Source organism: Cohnella sp. LGH (genome assembly GCF_017671885.1).
GTDB classification, from domain to species: domain Bacteria; phylum Bacillota; class Bacilli; order Paenibacillales; family Paenibacillaceae; genus Cohnella; species Cohnella phaseoli.
The window spans coordinates 5,954,094-5,971,199 of sequence record NZ_CP072117.1; the positions used below are offsets into that span (position 1 = coordinate 5,954,094).

Genomic DNA, 17,106 nt, shown 5'->3' on the forward strand with positions numbered 1-17,106 from the left:
CTCACATCCCCGTTTCCTGATGCTCTCGTCTAACCTGTATATGCATTTCGTTTAAGGTTTGAATAACCGTTCTCCGCTCCGGCGCCTGATTCATCAGGCGGTACCGAATCAGATTGCCAGCCTGCTCCTGGAAGCTGATATAGCCATGGAAACGCGGTCTCATGGAGCCGTGTGTCAATGTGTCCAGCGTGTTCTTGAAGAAGCCGCCGGAGAGACGATTCACCTCGGGGTCCAGCCATGCCTCCCGATGGCCTGGCTGACCGTCATTCAGGAAAAACGAGGTGCGCTGGAACTCTGGTGAAGCGACCATAACGGCGAAACTGGCAGCGATGTCAGAATGCCGGCATTGCGACGAAATCGCAAGCCCTACACCGCCAATCATGCTGCCGCTTGGCACGCCGCTGTCAGATGGAATGTTGCCGAAGCTCGCCAGGTACGGTCGAAAGCCGACTCTCGCATAATTGGAATACCCGTAGATAAGCGGAATGTACGCTATTTCATTGCTGGTACCCATAAGATTCAGCATTTGAATGGGATCCTGATGCACCGATTCCGAATGTACATACGGCATCAGGCTTTCCATAAGCGCAAGCGCCTGCTCGCCTACCTCCATAGGAAGATCAAGACCTTCACTCCAATAGGCCCGGTTCGACAGCTGCGCGCATAACGTGAAGAAAGTTGAATACGCATGCACTGGCACAAGCGGTAGGCCAATTGACTGCCCTTTGGGCAGTTTCTTGGCGATGGCGAGCACGTCGCTCCAGCTTCGGGCAGGCGATAGACCGACCTGATCCAGCAAATCCTGTCTGTAGGCGCTGACTTGAGCTGCTGCATCCACAGGCAGCGCCCACTGCTTGCCTTCATACGTATAGCTGGCGTAGCTTAATCCTGTCGAATGAAGCTCCTGATCCTTCAGAAAAGCCTCCTCTACCCGATCATTCAAGGGCAACAGCAGTCCCTTCGCAACTGCTGTTCCTATATGGGGGTGATCAATCATAATGAGATCATAGGTATCTGCAAGCAGCTCCAGCGGATACAGCTCGAAATCAGACAGAGAACGCGCGTCCCATTCAATCTCGACGTTAGGCTCCAGCTTGCGGAACGCCTCAGAGGCGGCTGCCAATGGGTTCAAGCCGCGCTCATGAGACCATGTCATTCCTTTTAATTTCAATTTCATCACCATCTCTTCAACGTGTAATGTTCCATTCCGATTCAACAACGGCGTTATGCTCTCCAATACGCGGCGCTCCTCTAGAGGACTGCAGCCGATGGCCGTTCAACCTGATGGGACAGGAGATTGCCGTCATACGGGCTCCGTTGCTTCGATAGATGTCCTGCGTCATACGCAGCTCTCTGAACGCTTCCTCCTGCATAAGCTGCATCCAATCCAGCAGCTCCTCGCAAGGAATGCCGGCCTTTTGCAGTTCAACGCTCCAATAATGAGCAGGACGTGTTGTCAGCAACTCCTCCATGCGGGCAGCCGTAGCTTCGCCGAGCGTATCCAAGGTGAAGTGAGGGGCAATCGCCTGGGCCAATGTGTGAAGAGGCATATCGCCGAGCGCAATATAGCCTGCAGCTGTTGGATACAGCCCCTTCAGCCAGCGGATGGACTCCGATCCTTCTGCTCCTTCGACAGGTAAGCTAGAGCCTCGATCCGGCATCCACTTTTCCTCCCAGATCTCCTGCATGGCATCCAAGGTGGATGCCAGCATATTGACCTCTACAAATGCGCCGCTGCCTTGGATGGATCGACGCACAAGAGCCGCCAGCATGCCTTGCACAAGGTGGGCTCCGGTTATCATATCTGCAATGGCAAGACCAAATGGGATAGGCACCCGTCTCGACTTGTCTCGGTGCAGCCAGGGCAGCCCCGTGAGCGCCTGGAGCAGCAGATCCTGTCCAGGTCTATCACGGAGTGGACTGTTCCCTCCATATCCGCTAATAGAGCCGTAGATGAGACGCGGATTAATGGCTTTCACCTCTTCATAGCCGAAACCAAGCTTCTCAATGACACCCGGCCGAAAATTCTGAACCATCATATCCGCATGGCTCAGCAGCTTCCGCACCTTGCAACGATCAGCCTCGGACTTCAAGTCGACAGCATAGCTTTCCTTATTCCGATTGATGGAGTGAAACAGCGTGCTGTCCCCATCCAGCTCCAAATTCGAAATATACAGCCTTCTGCACAAATCCCCGCAGTCCAGCCGCTCAATCTTTATGACTCGCGCGCCCAAATCCGCTAATCGCAAGCCTGCATAAGGACCAGACAGGAATTGACTGAAGTCAAGCACAAGCAAGCCCTCCAGCGGTCTCGGCATCATGATGTATCACTCTCGCTTCAACTTAATATGCAGCTGCTGCGGCTATAGCAGCTGAAATTCCGCCTCAAGCCTGGCGTTGTCCATGCCCGCCTGCCCAACTCCACGGCGACTTCCCATATAGTTGTTGTCGAATCGAATGGGACAATAAGGCGTAAGGAATAAGCCTCGCTCCTCCGCTTGCACCTGCTGTATATTCCGCAAGGCTAGGAAGCCTTCGTGCTGAAGCAGTTCGTCAACCGTCTGAACCACGGCGCACCAGTAGCCGCCCGCTACCAGGTCCTCCGCCCAGTCCGCAGCCGCTTTGGTTCTGAGATGATCGGCGAGCAGACCTTTAATTTCATCCCGCCTCAAGAACCAGCTGGCAACATCCTCATAGTGGGCCAAAGCTTCGCATTGCAGCAGCGCGCCCAGCTCCAGCACAGAGCCCATAGCCAGAGCCAAATACCCATCAGCCGTCTCATAGATTCCATATGGAGCCGCCAGATAAGCATGGGCATTATTTAACGAGCTTCGCTGCGGCAACTGTCCTCCATCATTAAGATGAGTCGTCAACACCTCGAATTGATAATCAATCGCCGACTCCAGCAGACTAACCTCAACAAGCATTCCCTCCCCCGACTTGGAACGGAGCACAAGAGCGGCCAGAATGCCTTGCACGAGATTTGCGCTTGCGAACATCTCCACCGTGGACAGCGGGAATGGGATTGGGGGATCATTGGCATTTCCGCTCAGCCAAGGCATGCCCGTGAGTGACTGGACGAACAAGTCATCATACGGCTTCGCACTCCAGGCTCCTTTCCGGCCATAACCCGTTATGCTGGCATGGATCAGCTTGGCATTCAGCGCTTGCGTTCTCTCATAGGGGAGCAGCGTTGTCTGCAACCCGCTTGCAGGCGGCCCTTCGATGAGAACATCAGCTTCCGCAATCAGCTTGCTCAGCTTCGCATGCTCTCCTCCAGTGGCGACGCAGAACTGAAATCTCTCCTTGTTGCGGTACAAGCTGATGAGCGGAAGCGGCTCATCCTCCGTCCCCTCGATTCGGATGACACGCGCCCCAAGATCAGCCAGTCTTAACCCCGCGAAGGGACCGGCAAGCTGCGTGCAGTATTCCACAACGAGCAAACCCTCTAATGGAAGCAAGCCATCCCCTCCTGAGCCGTTACAATCTTCCAAGAAACAGGGGAAGGGATGGAACAAACGTAGTCGCATGTTCATCCCTTACTCCCTCAAGAATCGATAATTATTCAACCGCTTGCCGATATTATTCCAGCTCCCAAAGCTCAGGGTTGTAGCGGTAATAGCTGTGGCCATATTCATCGCGCAGCTTGTTGCTTTCGTCCAGATGCTCGATACAAATGCGCTTCGCTTCGGCCTGATCGCCAATAAGCAGCTTGTAGGCATTGCTGGCCAGCACGCTGCCGCCTTGCTTCAACGTCAGCGCAACCGAGAACTCGCCTGCCGCGTCAGCATCCACCTTCCATGCAATGTCGCTGAATTTGGCGGAGCTGTTAGAAGCGACTTGCGCCTCTATCGTTCCGCTCTGTACAACCTCGCCTTTATGATTGCTTAGCGTCCATTCCAGCTCGGTGTCCCCGTAGGCCTCATGGTAGTCATTCACAATCCACAGCTCGCCTTGGAACGTCTCGCCCGGGTTCCATCTTCTCTTCGCGAATGCCAAGCTTGGCAGAAGCGGCTGATAGCTCCTCTTGACATAGTCGAAGCTGATTTTTTTCTGACCATAATAATCGACAAGCCCCCACTTGATGTCAGGCCAGTGCGTAATGAAGTGACAGAGTGACACGCCGCTCATACGAGGCTTCCGTCTGCGGTACAATTCAAGGGCAAACTGCAGAATCGTGCCGTGGGCGATTTGAGTCGATTCCACGAACTGCTCCAGTGAATCCATTCTCTTATCGCCGAACACCTCAATGTTCAGTCCTTGGAGAATGTGGATATCGGCCCAGTGGTAGCCCCAGCTTGGTCCCATCGGCCAAAGCTCGTTCTCCGGAATAAACTTCCTCAGGCTTTCGATAGATGGCGCCGACGCCGCCGTCAATTCCGGAATGATGGAGCAATCCAGAGCCGGGTAATATTCCTCCATGAAGCTTCGGCCGCCGCCGTAATAATGCTCGTTGGCGTGCTGGGACTCCTTGGGCTTGAAGCCCATGCTCTGGCCGAACTCATTGCTAAGCGGCGATGCAAGCCCGTAAGGAACGGAGGTGTATGCCCCAATGGCAACGCCGATCGCTTCCATGAGCTCCTTGTTGCCGCTCTCAATATGAGCATCTGTGAAAAACACCTCTTCGCCGCCCATCCAATAAATATTGGAGGGGTGATTGCGGCGAAGCTTCACAATTTCAATACATTCCTTCGCTACCGAGTCTACAAATGCGGGCTCATTGGAGAAGGCTTGTGTAGAGAACGTGAAGTTCGTCCACACTGTAATGCCGAGCTCATCGCACAGCTTATAGAAGGTCGGAATTTCCGGCGGATGCCAGCCGAAGATACGCAGATTGTTGATATTGCTCTCCTTCACCAGACGAAGCAGATGCTCATATTTCTTCGTGCTGTTCCGTCCATACAGGAAGGACGGCTGGCCGCCCCAGCATGCCGAGCGCAGGAATTGGCGCTTGCCGTTAATAACGAAGGTCCACGGATATTCCGACTCCGCTTCGGTGAAGCCTGGATTCTTCTCCATCTGAATCGTACGGATACCGATTCTGTCCTCAACACGATCCTGCTCCGAACCGTTCTTCCGGACTGTAATTGCCATATCGTACAAATTCGGAGTGCCCATATCCCAAGGCCACCACAGCTTAGCGTCCGCAACGTCTACACTTGCCTTCACAGTATGGCTGCCGGCTTGAACCTCTGCCTCCACCGTACGAGTGATCGTCTCAGATTCGAAATTATGGCCCTTCAACGCGATCTGGAGCTGGACGGTTGCCGACTCTGCAGCCATATTGTCGAGCTCAACCTCCACATGAACGGCAGCGCCCCCATCCTTAAGCTCGGACTCGGTGCGATAATTCACAATGCGCACATCCTCAGTAGCCACGAGGCGTACGGGACGCCAGATGCCGAATGGCACCAGGCCGGTGAAATAATCGCCAGAGAAGTTCACCTTCTTGCCGCCGACATTGCGGAAATTCTTCGGCGGCGGGTCCAGCTTGACCGCCAGCTGATTGGAGCCGCCAGCCCATTCATCAAAGTTGAGGTACTGGCTGACCTCGAAGGAGAAAGGAGAGAACATGCCCTCATGACTGCCCAGCAATTGGCCGTTCAGCCATACGGTGCAGCTGTAGTCAACGCCTTCAAATTCCAGATGCACCTTCTTGCCCTTCATATCCTGCGAGACGTTGAACCTGCGAATGTACCACCACTCATATTCCTGCACCCACTTGGCCTTGTGCATGTTGCGACCGAAGTAAGGATCCTCCAATTCACCAGCGCGCTGCAAATCCGTGTATACATCCCCTGGCACAGAAGCATAATTCCAGCTGAATATAACACCCTGCCGCTCTGCCGGAAGGATATGGAACCCTTCTCGTTCCCCTTCGCCTACTCTCATCTTCTCCATCTGCCAGAGCTTGCCGCTTAAATCTTTCACTACACGTGACATGCCATAACCTCCCATTATAGGTCCACATTTTAATACAGAACAACAATCCGAAAATTTTGTTTTTTTTAATTATTTTCGGAACATTGTTCCGTTTTTAGTTGATTATACAGTTGGATAGGCTAGGCGTCAATACGTTTTTACTCATCTTCCTTAAACACAGGTCTTAAGGTGAATTGGAAATCAAATTGCTTCTCCTTCAGCTGGTACTTATCCATCAGCTTGGGACCACATGAGTGCGAGCCTACCCCGCTCATCTTGTAATCGAGCTGAACGATCGTTTCCTTCCTCTGCTGAAGCTCATACGTATGCTTGGCTGCCGTCAGATCCTGAGGCAAATAACGGGAAGCGTTCAACGAGAAGGGTTCTGTACCGTCCAGCAGCAGCCCCATGCCCAGCTCATTGGATACGACAGCCCAATCCGTGCCCCATCTGGAGCCGTTCTCTTGCGGCATAATATAAGACTCGCCCATTTCCTCAACGCGCTGTACATATCTGCCCTTGCGTACGCTCTGACGCTTGTCCACATAGCTCTCATGCGGTCCATAACCGACATACTCCACCGTATTCATGGCTGCCGGCAATCTTAGCTGCAAGCCGAAGCGAGGCAGGAAGTCTATCTCCTTCTTCACCTCTGCGCTTGCCTTCACCGTTACCGCGCCTTGGGCATCGAACAGCCACTGGGCTGACCCTCGCACAATAGGCTTACGCGTGTAGAGACCCAAGGAAAACTCAACGGTCACGACAACCTCGCCCTCGGCACGCTGCTCCCAATCACAGCGATACACCTTCATGCCGGCATGCTCCAGCCCTTCATATTGCCATCTCGCGACCAGCGGTCTGTCGTTATCTAGAGGCGCTCGCCACATATTGAAGGATAGAGGCTGCTCCAGCAGCGCCACCCCGTGCCTTGTCAGCTGATCCGGCATACCCTTCCGCAGATCGAAGGAATGGCTGAAGTCAAAGCCAGTAATAAGGAGCTTACGCTCCACCTCCAGCACTTGGATGGAGGTATGAGAGGCCTTGTTTTCAAATAGCTTGGAAGCACCGCTGCCAACACTTGCCGTCAGCTCAAATTGCTGGAACATGATTTCATGCCCACGCTCCGCCCACACGTTTTCCTCCTCCAGGCAGCAGGATATGGTCAAGCTAACCGCATCCAGAGTGAACAGCTTCGGTTGCAGCGGAAGCTCCACCACTTCTCCGGTATGCGGAGCCGTTCGCAAGTCCCGAAGCTCGCCTTGCTGGAGGATCACGCCCTCACGCTCCACCTTCCAATAGAAGACCAAATGGGAGAGGTCCACGAAGTCATACAGATTGCGAATCTGCAGCCGGCCCTTCTCCAGCTCAACGGCATCCATCCGAACAGGCGCTATGACCTGCTTCAGCTCCAGCAGGCCGGTATGCGGCGTACGATCGGGAGCTACCAGGCCATCAATGCAGAAATTGCCGTCATGCGGCTTCTCGCCGAAGTCGCCGCCGTACGCATAATACGTTTCGCCATGCTCGGTTTCCCTCTCAATGCCGTGGTCGCACCATTCCCACACACAGCCGCCCATCAGCTTTGGCTCGGCGTAGATGACTTTCCAGTAGTCCAGCAAATCGCCGGGGCCATTGCCCATGGCGTGGCTGTATTCGCACAGGAACAGCGGCTTCAGCTTCGACTCATCCTTGGCATAGGCTTCAATCTCCGGAACAGATGCATACATGCGGCTTTCCATGTCCAACGCGCTTGTATCGGGATGACCCAGGTACAGGGAGGCCCCTCCTTCATAATGAACAGGCCTTGCGCTGTCCCTCTCCCGCGTCCACTTCGCCATGGCAATATGATTAGGACCGTATCCCGACTCGTTGCCCATCGACCAGATCACCACGCAAGGGTTGTTTTTATCGCGCTCCACCATGCGAACCGCCCGATCGACGAAGGCCTCCTCCCAATCAGGATTGTTGGACAGCTCATGGAAGTCCGTATAGGATTGCATCCCAAGCCCTTTGGCCATATTGTCCCAGTTATCGGCGATAGCCAGCCCATGGCACTCCAGGTCCGCTTCGTCCACTACATAGAAGCCGTATTCATTGCAGAGCTCCAGAAATCTGGGATCATTGGGATAATGAGATGCCCGAATGGTATTGATATTGTGCCGCTTCATCACCTGAAGATCCTGAATCATATGCTGCAGAGGAATGGTCTGGCCAAGGCTTGGATGGGAATCGTGGCGATTGACGCCCTTCAGCTTCACGGGAACGCCATTGATCTGGAACACGCCCTCTTGAATCTCCACTCGGCGGAAGCCAACGCTGAAGCGCAGCACCTCTTCACCCGAGGACAAAAGCAGCTCATACAGCACCGGCTGCTCCGCACTCCAGAGCTGCGGGTCCAGCACCTGCATATGAAGCTGTCCCCCTTGTTGCCCTATTTCACCTTGCGCCGCAGCTATTTCAAGGCCGCTTGGATCTCGCAGAACAGCTTGTACAACGGCACCGCCGGCCATCTCCAGCTCGATATTCAGTTGAGCCTCACGGTCGCCGTTCAGCAGCGTTGTACGCACGAACACGTCGCGAATATGCGCCTTATCCCTCGCCAGCATATAGACATCCCGGAATATGCCCGTATATCTCCATAAATCCTGATCCTCGAGGTAAGTGCCATCACAAAATTTCAGCACCATAACCGCCATCCGGTTAACGCCAGAGACAAGGTGCTTGCTGATGTTGAACTCGGCAGGCACCCGGCTTCCTTGGCTATAGCCGACGAAGCTTCCGTTCACCCATAGATAGAAGCACGCATTCACACCCTCGAACACCACATATTTTTCCTTCTCCGTCCAATCCGGTGAGAGGTTGAACTCCCGAATGTACAGCCCTGCGGGATTGTCGTCCGGCACAAAGGGAGGGTCGCATGGAATGGTGTAGTTCAGATTGGAATAATGCATGCCGTCGTAGCCGTTATTCTGCCAGCAGGAGGGGACTAATAGGGAGGACCAGCTTCCTGCATCATAAGCCGCTTCATAGAAGCTGTCGCGAACCTCCTCCACACTGGCGTAGTATTGGAATTTCCAAGCGCCATTTAAGGTCTGATAATAAGGAGAGCGCCCTCTCTTCCGGGAGGCAGCTCCATCGGCATCCGCATGCGGAATATAATAAGCTCTTGGCTTCTCGCGGTTTATGTGCAGTGTACGGGGATCTTCCCAATATTTATCGATTTCCAACAAAGGTATCACTCCTATAATAGTTAGACTATTCCCTTAAGGGAGACGAAGAGCACCCGTTTCCGAAGGACCCGAGTGCTCTATGTGTTATTCAGCCGGGCAAGACATCAATTGCCATCAGCAGCAATCCAGTCTGGATAGCTGGTTCTCACCCGATTGGCGATCCATTCATTCACATCGCATAGATCTGCAACAGGCTGCTTCGTAAAGGCAAGCGTCGGCATATAGGGTACTGGCCCAAATTCAGGCGTCATCGTGCTTACAGCTTCCCCCTGCGACTGGCGACGGCTGAACATCCGCTTCCACCAGCCCTCGAAGCGTTCCCGCTCCATGCTCCATTCCGGTGCTGCAGGATGCGGAACCTGCGGGCCCTGGGAGAAGCCGATTCTGCCATGGATATGATGGGTGTGTGCGATGGCAAGCTCAATCTCCTCCTCCATGTCATGAAGGAGAGATTCACATACATTCGTCCAATGGCTGAAATCTGCCGTAATTCGCAACTCCGGGAACTTATGCAGCAGTCTTGCCGTTGTCCACGGCGAGAACATGGCCCGATGCCTATGTGTCTCGTGTGCAACTATTATACCGTTGTCCCCCTCTATTCGGAGCGCCGCCTCGAAGAACCGATCCTGCTCATCATGGCTCATACGATCCCGGGCGCTGTGCGAAACAATGAGCTGGGGCTCGAAGCCGGCAGCTCTCTCCACCTGCTCCTTGAAGGATTCAATATGATCCTCACCGCCAGTGAAAATCTGGGCGATATAGGCAAGCGAATAGGTCTGAAGCGCTTCGCGGAAGGCCGCCTCCTGCTCTGGCAGAGGCATTGGCGCTTCAATGCCGGTATACCCCGCATCCGCCGCTCGCTTGAACTGCTCGCTATAGGTGCCTTCCATCCCCCAGAGCGCTTTGTATAGATGTAATTTCATGGATTTCACCTTTTCTCAGCTCTGCAGTCGCAGCTTGTATTGATCAGGCTGGAGCGAACCCGCTTCCGTTATAGGATCGTATATGGTCACTATGCGTCCATGGAATTGGTCCGCCAGTCCCTCCGCCAGCTTGTAGGCGCATGCCGGCGCTTCCTGAGGATTCGCTACGCCATTACGTATCCATTCCTCCATATCAGGGAAATACCGTTTCCCTTCCGGCGTTGCTCGCAGAGCTCTTGTCATCTCCGAATCATTCAGTCCTGGATTCAACGCAAACACCTTGATAGAAGCTCCCGTCTCCTCCAGCTCCTCCGCCAAATTTTCTGTAAATCTGGCAACCGCCGTCTTTGCCGTTCCATAAGCGTTGCTGTTCTTCATCGCATGAGTGGTTCCGCCGCCAATTAAGTTGACGATGCGGCCGAAGCCCTGTCTCAGCATCATGGGGACAATCGCATGGACGCCATAGAAGGTTCCTCTAAGATTAATATCCACATCTTCTCCCCACGTCTCAGGGTCCACCTCCCATGTCGGTCCAATCGCTCGATTCACGCCTGCATTATTGATCCAGACATGAACAACCCCAAGCTCCGACTCCAGTCGACGGACAAGATCCTTCATCTCCTCATACCTGCGAACATCCACCTGGAAGACTCTTCCTGGCGTCGGGAAGGCTGCAAGCTCCTCCTGAAGGGCATTCATGCGATTGCGATCCCTGCCCGTGCCAATGACTTGATAGCCTTTATTCCCAAAATAAAGCGCCATGTTGCGGCCAATGCCGCTTGTAGCTCCCGTAATGACAACAGTCTTAGTCTCACGCGTCATGGGATCCCTACTTTCATGTCAGAGTGCTATCTGCCCATCCATCCGCCGTCCACCGTAACAATCGTCCCGGTTACGTAATCGGATGCGGAGGAAGCCAGATAGATAACAGCTCCATTCAGGTCCTCCGGTCTTCCCCAGCGAGCTGCAGGTATCCGGCCCAGAATTGCCTCATAACGGACAGGGTCCCCTCTCAGTTGCTCCGTATTATCCGTCTCGATGTAGCCGGGAGCAATCGCATTCACCTGAATGCCGCGCGAGGACCATTCATTCGCCAGCGCCTTGGTCAGCTGTCCAATGCCGCCCTTGCTCGCTGCATAGCCAGGCACGTTAATGCCGCCCTGATACGTAAGAAGAGACGCGGTGAAAATAATTTTGCCCACTCCACGCTCCAGCATGCCTTGTCCGATCTCCCTGGCCAATATGAATTGGGAGTTGAGATTCACTTCGATAACATGATCCCAATAATCATCGGGATGCTCCGCTGCCGGCTTGCGCATGATGGTGCCGGCATTGTTCACCATAATATCGATATCAGCATGTTCTTCCTTCAGCTTGGTGATAAACGCGTACAACGCGTTGCGGTCGCTGAAGTCGCAGGCATAACCGGCGAAGCTTCGCCCTGCCTGGCGCACCTCCTGCTCCACCTCGCTCCCTGGCTCCAGGGTTGCGCTTACGCCAACAATATCCGCACCAGCCTGCGCCAGCGCAATCGCCATAGATTTGCCGATGCCCCGCTTGCAGCCCGTCACCAATGCTTTTTTGCCCCGCAGTGAAAATAAATCCAATATAGCCATCCCGCTACCTCCCGCTTAATTGCACTGAATAAGAACCTTCATCACGCCGCTGCCGGATTCCATCTGCTGAAAGCCCGCTTGAATCTGCTCGATAGGATAGACCTCGCTGATCAGACGATCAAGCCCAAGCTCGCCGCTTGCCGCAAGCTGAATCGCTTGCTCGAAGTCCTTATGCTCATACACGCGCGCGCCGAACAGCTGAAGCTCTCTCCAGAAGAAGCGATGCAGATCTACCGGGACAGGCTTGCTGAATATGCCAACAATGACAATACGTCCTCTAACCTTCGGCAGCTTGGTCATGACCTCAGCGCCAGCCAGAGAGGAGGTCACCTCGAACACAACATCGGCGCCTTTGCCGCCAGTTGCTTCCTGCACATACTCCGCCAAATCCCGCTCCTTGGAGTTGCATGTTTCGAAGCCAAGCTCCTCCAACAGCTGGAGACGATATGGATTAATCTCCGCTACAACTACCCTTGCTCCAGCAGCACGGGCAACAAGCGCTATCAACGTACCGATGGGCCCTCCGCCGATTACAACGGCATATTCGCCCTGCGCTACTTGACCCAGTCGAACGTCATGACAAGCTACGGCGAGCGGCTCAATCATCGCGCCATGCTGCAGGCTGAGCTCATCTGGCAGCCTATGCAGCGTGCTTGCGGGAACGGTCCAATAGGATTGGAACGCGCCGTCTGTCTCGATGCCCATGAACTGCAAGCGATGGCAGATATGGCTGCAGCCATCCTGACATGCCGGACATTCTCCGCATGGCCCCAGCGGCTTCACCGTAACCTTGTCGCCCGGCTTATAGTCCGCAACCTCGCCGCCAACACGCTCGATGACGCCCGACATCTCGTGCCCCATCACTTGAGGCAGCTTCACACGATGGTCCATGTGGCCGTGATAAATATGCAGGTCCGTTCCGCATATGCCCGCATAAGCGACCTTGATCTCTACCTCGGCAGGCCCTGGCTCTCTGCGCGCGCCTGTACCCACTACAATGCTTTTGTTCCCCTCATAGAATGCAGCTTTCATTGCCATCCACTCCCTATTAGATGTTTAAAATAATTGCTTGTAAGGCTGAAGCAACTCCCACCGGAACACCACTCCTGTGCCCGGCACATCGGGCGCGACGGCTCTTCCATCCTGAATAACAAGCGGCCGCTTCGTATATTGATCAATCGGGAAGCTGTGCACCTCCAGATACGACGCGTTCGGCATCGCCGACATTAAGCTGACGTGCAGCTCCTGCATGCCATGTGTGCACACAGGCAGATTGTAAGCGTAAGCAAGATTCGCAATCTTCAGCCAGCCCGTTACGCCGCCAATATTGGACGCGTCAGGCTGCGGGAAATCAATGTTGCCGCGAGTAATCATGTTCACGAATTCATAGACGGTATGGAAGTTCTCGCCTGCCGCGATAGGCAAGCCGCCCTCCGCGCCGATCCGGCGGTAGCCGTCATAATCGTCTGGAATTGTCGGCTCCTCCAGCCAGAAGATATCATGTGGCGCTAACAGTTTAGCAGCCTTGATGGAGGTCTCCACCGACCATTTCATATTGGCATCCACCATGAAGGTGCGGTCAGGTCCAATCAGTTCTCTAACGGCTGCTACACGCTCGATGTCCTCTGCCAGACGCTCTTGTCCCAGCTTGATCTTCACGGCCTGGAACCCTTTATCCATATACCCTTGAATATTAGCTAACAGCTTCTCCTTGTTGAAATTGAGATCAATAGCTCCCGCATAAGCCTTCGTGGAGGAGGCATGGCCGCCGAGCAGCTTCCACAGCGGCTCGTCGCAGCTCTTCCCGCGTAGATCCCAGAGGGCGATATCAACAGCCGAGATGGCAAATGAAGCAATGCCGCCGCGCCCTACATAATGAATCTTCCAATTCATCTCTTCCCAATGCTTCTCGATGCAGCTGGCGTCCTTGCCCAGCAGGAACGGCTTCAGATCATGTTCGATCATCTGACAGACCGCTCTTCCACCTACGCCGCCCGTGTAGGTATAGCCGACACCTTCACTGCCGTTCTCCAGACCAATCGTGACGGTAATTAATTCGAAATGCGAATGAATGCCGTGCCGCGCATCTCCCAATTGCTCCGAGAGAGGCACGAGGAAATAATCGATTTGAATATGAGTAATTCGTTTTCCATTAGCCATTATGATCACCCTCTATTGTCAATGATCGGAAGTCAAACGTTCCAATTAATTAAATGTTATTACACTAAATATATTAAGTCAACAATAAATCGGAACAATGTATCATTTTTATTTCAAGATTGACTCATTTCAAAACATTATTTAAAATAACGGAATAGAGATGAAGCGAAAGAAGGTGTTTCCTTTGAGCATGGAAACGAATAAAACGAGCTCCACCTTAGAACGCGCGCTATTCCTGCTTGAGCAACTGGCATTAAATAAGGGTGGATCAGGAATCGGAGAATTGTCGGAAGCGACTCGACTTCCCAAGAGTACGACACACCGTATACTGGAGACACTCATGAAGGCGGGTTTTGTTATGCAGGAGCCGTCAACGGAGAAGTATTTTGTAGGACTGAAGGCTATTGAGATCGGGATGGCCGGCCTTCATAACATCGATCTGGTAGAAGCCGCGATTCCTCATCTTCAGGATCTGGCTGCACAGACGGGTCAAACCGCGTTCCTTTCCGTATACAATGAGGGCGAGGTTATCTATATCTATAAGGTAGACGGGAGCGCATCCGTTATTATGAATGCGATTCTCGGCTCTAGAAACCCCGTTCATTGCACGGGTCTAGGGAAAGCCATTATGGCTTACTTCTCACTTGAAGATGTCGACAAAATCATCAGCGAGAAAGGGCTTAAGCAATACACTCCAACTACAATTACAGACCATCAGCAATTTCTTCAAGAGCTGAGCAAGATCAGACAGACGGGCATATCCGTCAATCGCGAGGAATACGACGAAGGCTTAAGCTCTATCGCCGGACCCGTGTTCAACTATACAGGAAAAGTAATCGCGGCCATTAGCGTAGCGGGACCAACCGCTCGCATCTTCGACAAGCAGGATGAACTGGAGGCGCACGTCAAGGAGAAGTCTTCCCTGATCTCCAAGCGATTGGGCTTCGCACCCTCCATGCGCTCTGTCTATCTCTCCTAAATTCTCGTATCGTCGTCAGGAATGGCTTGCCGATATGACAAAAAGCCGAGTGTCTGCAGCAGACAGCTCGGCTTTTACCTCTTAATCCTTTTCTCGCTGCGCTTTCTTGCCTAACCAGAGCACCTCAGGGTTCACCTTATTCGCATAGTGATGCTTGTAATCCTCCACCGTTCTGAATTTTAGAATATGGTTCCACTTGGAATGGACGTTATGGCACAAGCCCCAGCGAATGCCCTCAAGCGGACTGCGTTCTGTATCCTCGGTCCGGAATGGCCCCGCCGCCTCTGGCGGATTTTTAATGACGGCCTCAATCTCAAAGTTAATGCCATCATGTGCATATTGGATCGTATTTTTCTCCGGACCGTCTGTCGAGAGAAGCCCCGCCATGCCCCCACGATAGTGCCAAAGCAGCGTCTCATGACCGCTATTGGTCACCGGATTGTATTCCGATTTCACGTACGGACCCTCCGGATGATCGGAGATCGCAACGCCCCACTTTGTCGTCCTTCCGCCGAAGGTCATCTCTTCGCCCTTCTGCTCGCCCTTATAATAGAGCCAGAACTGGTTATTATAATGGAAGAGAACAGGATCATGCACCTTCAGGCTGTCGAAGTCGCCCTTATGCTTCACGGTCAAACGATTATCGCCATCGCCGAACCATTCGCCGTTCATCGCAGGACGAAGAATCGGCACATCCAGCTTGCGCCAAGGTCCCTCTGGCGACTCAGCGATCGCCATGGCAATATTTTCGTATTTCCTGAGCAGGTATTGGCCTTCAATAACTTGATACACCAGATAAAACTTGCCGTCATGATGCAGTATCTCAGGCGTGAACACACTTCGGTCATCATAAGAGCCCTTGGGACCCCGGCCCACTGCAAGCCCTTGCTCCGTCCAAGTCTTGGAATCCGGAGAGGTTGCATACCACACCTCAGATTGATCCCACGGGAACACCTTAGCTTCCGGGTCGCCTGTATTAAAGCCTACAGCTTCGCCAACGGACTTCGTATACCATACATAATAAAGCTTTCCCACCTTGATCACACTGCTGGGATCACGGCGATGAACGCCCTCTTCATAGCCCAGACCATCAACCGGCTCATACGTAAACTCACAGAACCAGTCGGCATTTTTCGTATATTGTTTGCCTCGAATCGTTGCAGCGCTTTCTTTTTTCATGTTTAAACATTCTCCCTCCTGGATGATATAAGACAACAAACCATTTAATTAATAAATTTCTTTGAAATTCGGAATTCATTTCATTTTTATTGATACTTGAATTATAACCCTCACTTGTATTTTGGTCAACAAGCTAGTTGTCCAAACAAGCGATTTCTCCATACCAAGCCGATAGCAAGGAAGAACCCCCGCCTGCATACAGGTAGGGGCTCGCTATCTTAGAAGCTTATTCGCTCTTCTTATAAATAATCGGGTTCAGCTTGCTTGCCGCAAGATCGCCAGGTACAAGGCTCGGCAGCCATTTCTGCAGATCAGTCTTGCGAGCGTTCGTGTCCGGCTCTATGACCTTCGCGTCATCCGCGTAATAGATGACTGTCATGACCTCGCGCATCGTGTTTGTCGGATTGCCTGGAGCGCTATGCAGCGTCCAGCCATAATGCCAGGTTGCGTCGCCCGCTTCCAGTGCACCGTAATTTTCAACCTCAAGACCTTTGGCTTCAATATATTGACCCAGCGTTTTCTGAGATTCATCGGAGATTGCTAGCTTGCTGATGTAGCCAAACTTGTGGGAGGCGTTCGCAAAGTTCATCGAGCCTACTTCCTCTGATACAGGAACAAGCGGCATCCACATAGTGATGAAGTTATCCGTATCTACAGGCCAGTAGATTTGGTCTTGGTGCCATGGAGTAATTCCACCGCCCGGCTCCTTGAACAGCGCTTGATCGTGGTAGATGCGAACGCCGTCTACACCCAGCAGCTCAGCAGCAATCTTGGCGAATCGGCGTGCAAATACGAAGCGTTGGATTTCCGCGGATTTCTCCCAAATGTTCGAAACCTGAATGAAGGCTTTGCCGTAAGTGTCCCGCTCCTCGATCGGCTTGTTATGATAATTCAGCTCCTTCACCTTCTCACCGATGATGGAACGGTATACACCCACCTCTTCGTTGGATGCGACTTGACTCAGCTTAATATGTCCCTTTTCCTGGAACTGTTGAATTTGCTCCATCGTGAGTCCATAATCACTTGATAGTTCTGGCAGATTATTCAAATCCGACATTCCCATTCACTCCTCATATTGTTGTTCGACTCTTGATATC

General features: G+C 53.0%; 13 protein-coding genes. 1 reads left to right on the top strand and 12 read right to left on the bottom strand.

Translation table 11 applies throughout. From position 1 onward, the window contains the following. Position 1 precedes the first annotated feature (1 nt). From J4772_RS25010 to J4772_RS25055, 10 genes are all read right to left on the bottom strand, one after another. On the bottom strand, positions 2 to 1,177 hold the full coding sequence (locus J4772_RS25010; protein ID WP_247740848.1) for an ABC transporter substrate-binding protein: 1,176 nt from the start codon (positions 1,175 to 1,177) through the stop codon (positions 2 to 4). Positions 1,178 to 1,187: 10 nt separating this feature from the next. Continuing rightward, the gene (locus J4772_RS25015) at positions 1,188 to 2,321 is read right to left on the bottom strand and encodes a CaiB/BaiF CoA transferase family protein (RefSeq protein WP_209071873.1); all 1,134 of its coding nucleotides are present in this window, start codon (positions 2,319 to 2,321) and stop codon (positions 1,188 to 1,190) included. A gap of 42 nt (positions 2,322 to 2,363) precedes the next feature. Then, positions 2,364 to 3,461, bottom strand: coding sequence for a CoA transferase (locus J4772_RS25020; RefSeq protein ID WP_087568977.1), 1,098 nt, complete (start codon positions 3,459 to 3,461; stop codon positions 2,364 to 2,366). 121 nt (positions 3,462 to 3,582) lie between these two features. Continuing rightward, positions 3,583 to 5,943, bottom strand: a complete 2,361-nt coding sequence (locus J4772_RS25025; RefSeq protein WP_209071874.1) for a glycoside hydrolase family 2 protein — start codon at positions 5,941 to 5,943, stop codon at positions 3,583 to 3,585. 137 nt (positions 5,944 to 6,080) lie between these two features. After that, the gene (locus J4772_RS25030) at positions 6,081 to 9,161 is read right to left on the bottom strand and encodes a glycoside hydrolase family 2 TIM barrel-domain containing protein (RefSeq protein ID WP_343222603.1); all 3,081 of its coding nucleotides are present in this window, start codon (positions 9,159 to 9,161) and stop codon (positions 6,081 to 6,083) included. A gap of 95 nt (positions 9,162 to 9,256) precedes the next feature. Next, complete coding sequence (locus J4772_RS25035) at positions 9,257 to 10,075, bottom strand: sugar phosphate isomerase/epimerase family protein (protein WP_209071876.1); 819 nt, start codon at positions 10,073 to 10,075, stop codon at positions 9,257 to 9,259. 15 nt (positions 10,076 to 10,090) lie between these two features. Further along, the gene (locus tag J4772_RS25040; RefSeq protein WP_209071877.1) at positions 10,091 to 10,897 is read right to left on the bottom strand and encodes an SDR family oxidoreductase; all 807 of its coding nucleotides are present in this window, start codon (positions 10,895 to 10,897) and stop codon (positions 10,091 to 10,093) included. 26 nt (positions 10,898 to 10,923) lie between these two features. Continuing rightward, entirely contained in the window at positions 10,924 to 11,691 is a 768-nt protein-coding gene (locus J4772_RS25045) for an SDR family oxidoreductase (RefSeq protein ID WP_087568982.1), read from the bottom strand. Positions 11,692 to 11,706: 15 nt separating this feature from the next. Beyond that, positions 11,707 to 12,723 carry a zinc-dependent alcohol dehydrogenase gene (locus tag J4772_RS25050; protein WP_087568983.1) on the bottom strand — a complete coding sequence of 339 codons (1,017 nt, stop codon included), beginning with the start codon at positions 12,721 to 12,723 and terminating at the stop codon, positions 11,707 to 11,709. A gap of 24 nt (positions 12,724 to 12,747) precedes the next feature. After that, entirely contained in the window at positions 12,748 to 13,851 is a 1,104-nt protein-coding gene (locus J4772_RS25055) for a mandelate racemase/muconate lactonizing enzyme family protein (RefSeq protein ID WP_209071878.1), read from the bottom strand. Between the two features lie 190 nt (positions 13,852 to 14,041). On the opposite strand from J4772_RS25055, the gene J4772_RS25060 reads away from it, so the two are divergent. Next, the gene (locus J4772_RS25060) at positions 14,042 to 14,830 is read left to right on the top strand and encodes an IclR family transcriptional regulator (protein ID WP_209071879.1); all 789 of its coding nucleotides are present in this window, start codon (positions 14,042 to 14,044) and stop codon (positions 14,828 to 14,830) included. 81 nt (positions 14,831 to 14,911) lie between these two features. Here J4772_RS25060 and J4772_RS25065 read toward each other — a convergent pair whose 3' ends face one another. Next, positions 14,912 to 16,009, bottom strand: coding sequence for a glycoside hydrolase family 117 protein (locus J4772_RS25065; RefSeq protein ID WP_209071880.1), 1,098 nt, complete (start codon positions 16,007 to 16,009; stop codon positions 14,912 to 14,914). 226 nt (positions 16,010 to 16,235) lie between these two features. After that, positions 16,236 to 17,066 carry a phytanoyl-CoA dioxygenase family protein gene (locus J4772_RS25070; protein ID WP_209071881.1) on the bottom strand — a complete coding sequence of 277 codons (831 nt, stop codon included), beginning with the start codon at positions 17,064 to 17,066 and terminating at the stop codon, positions 16,236 to 16,238. Positions 17,067 to 17,106: the final 40 nt, after the last annotated feature.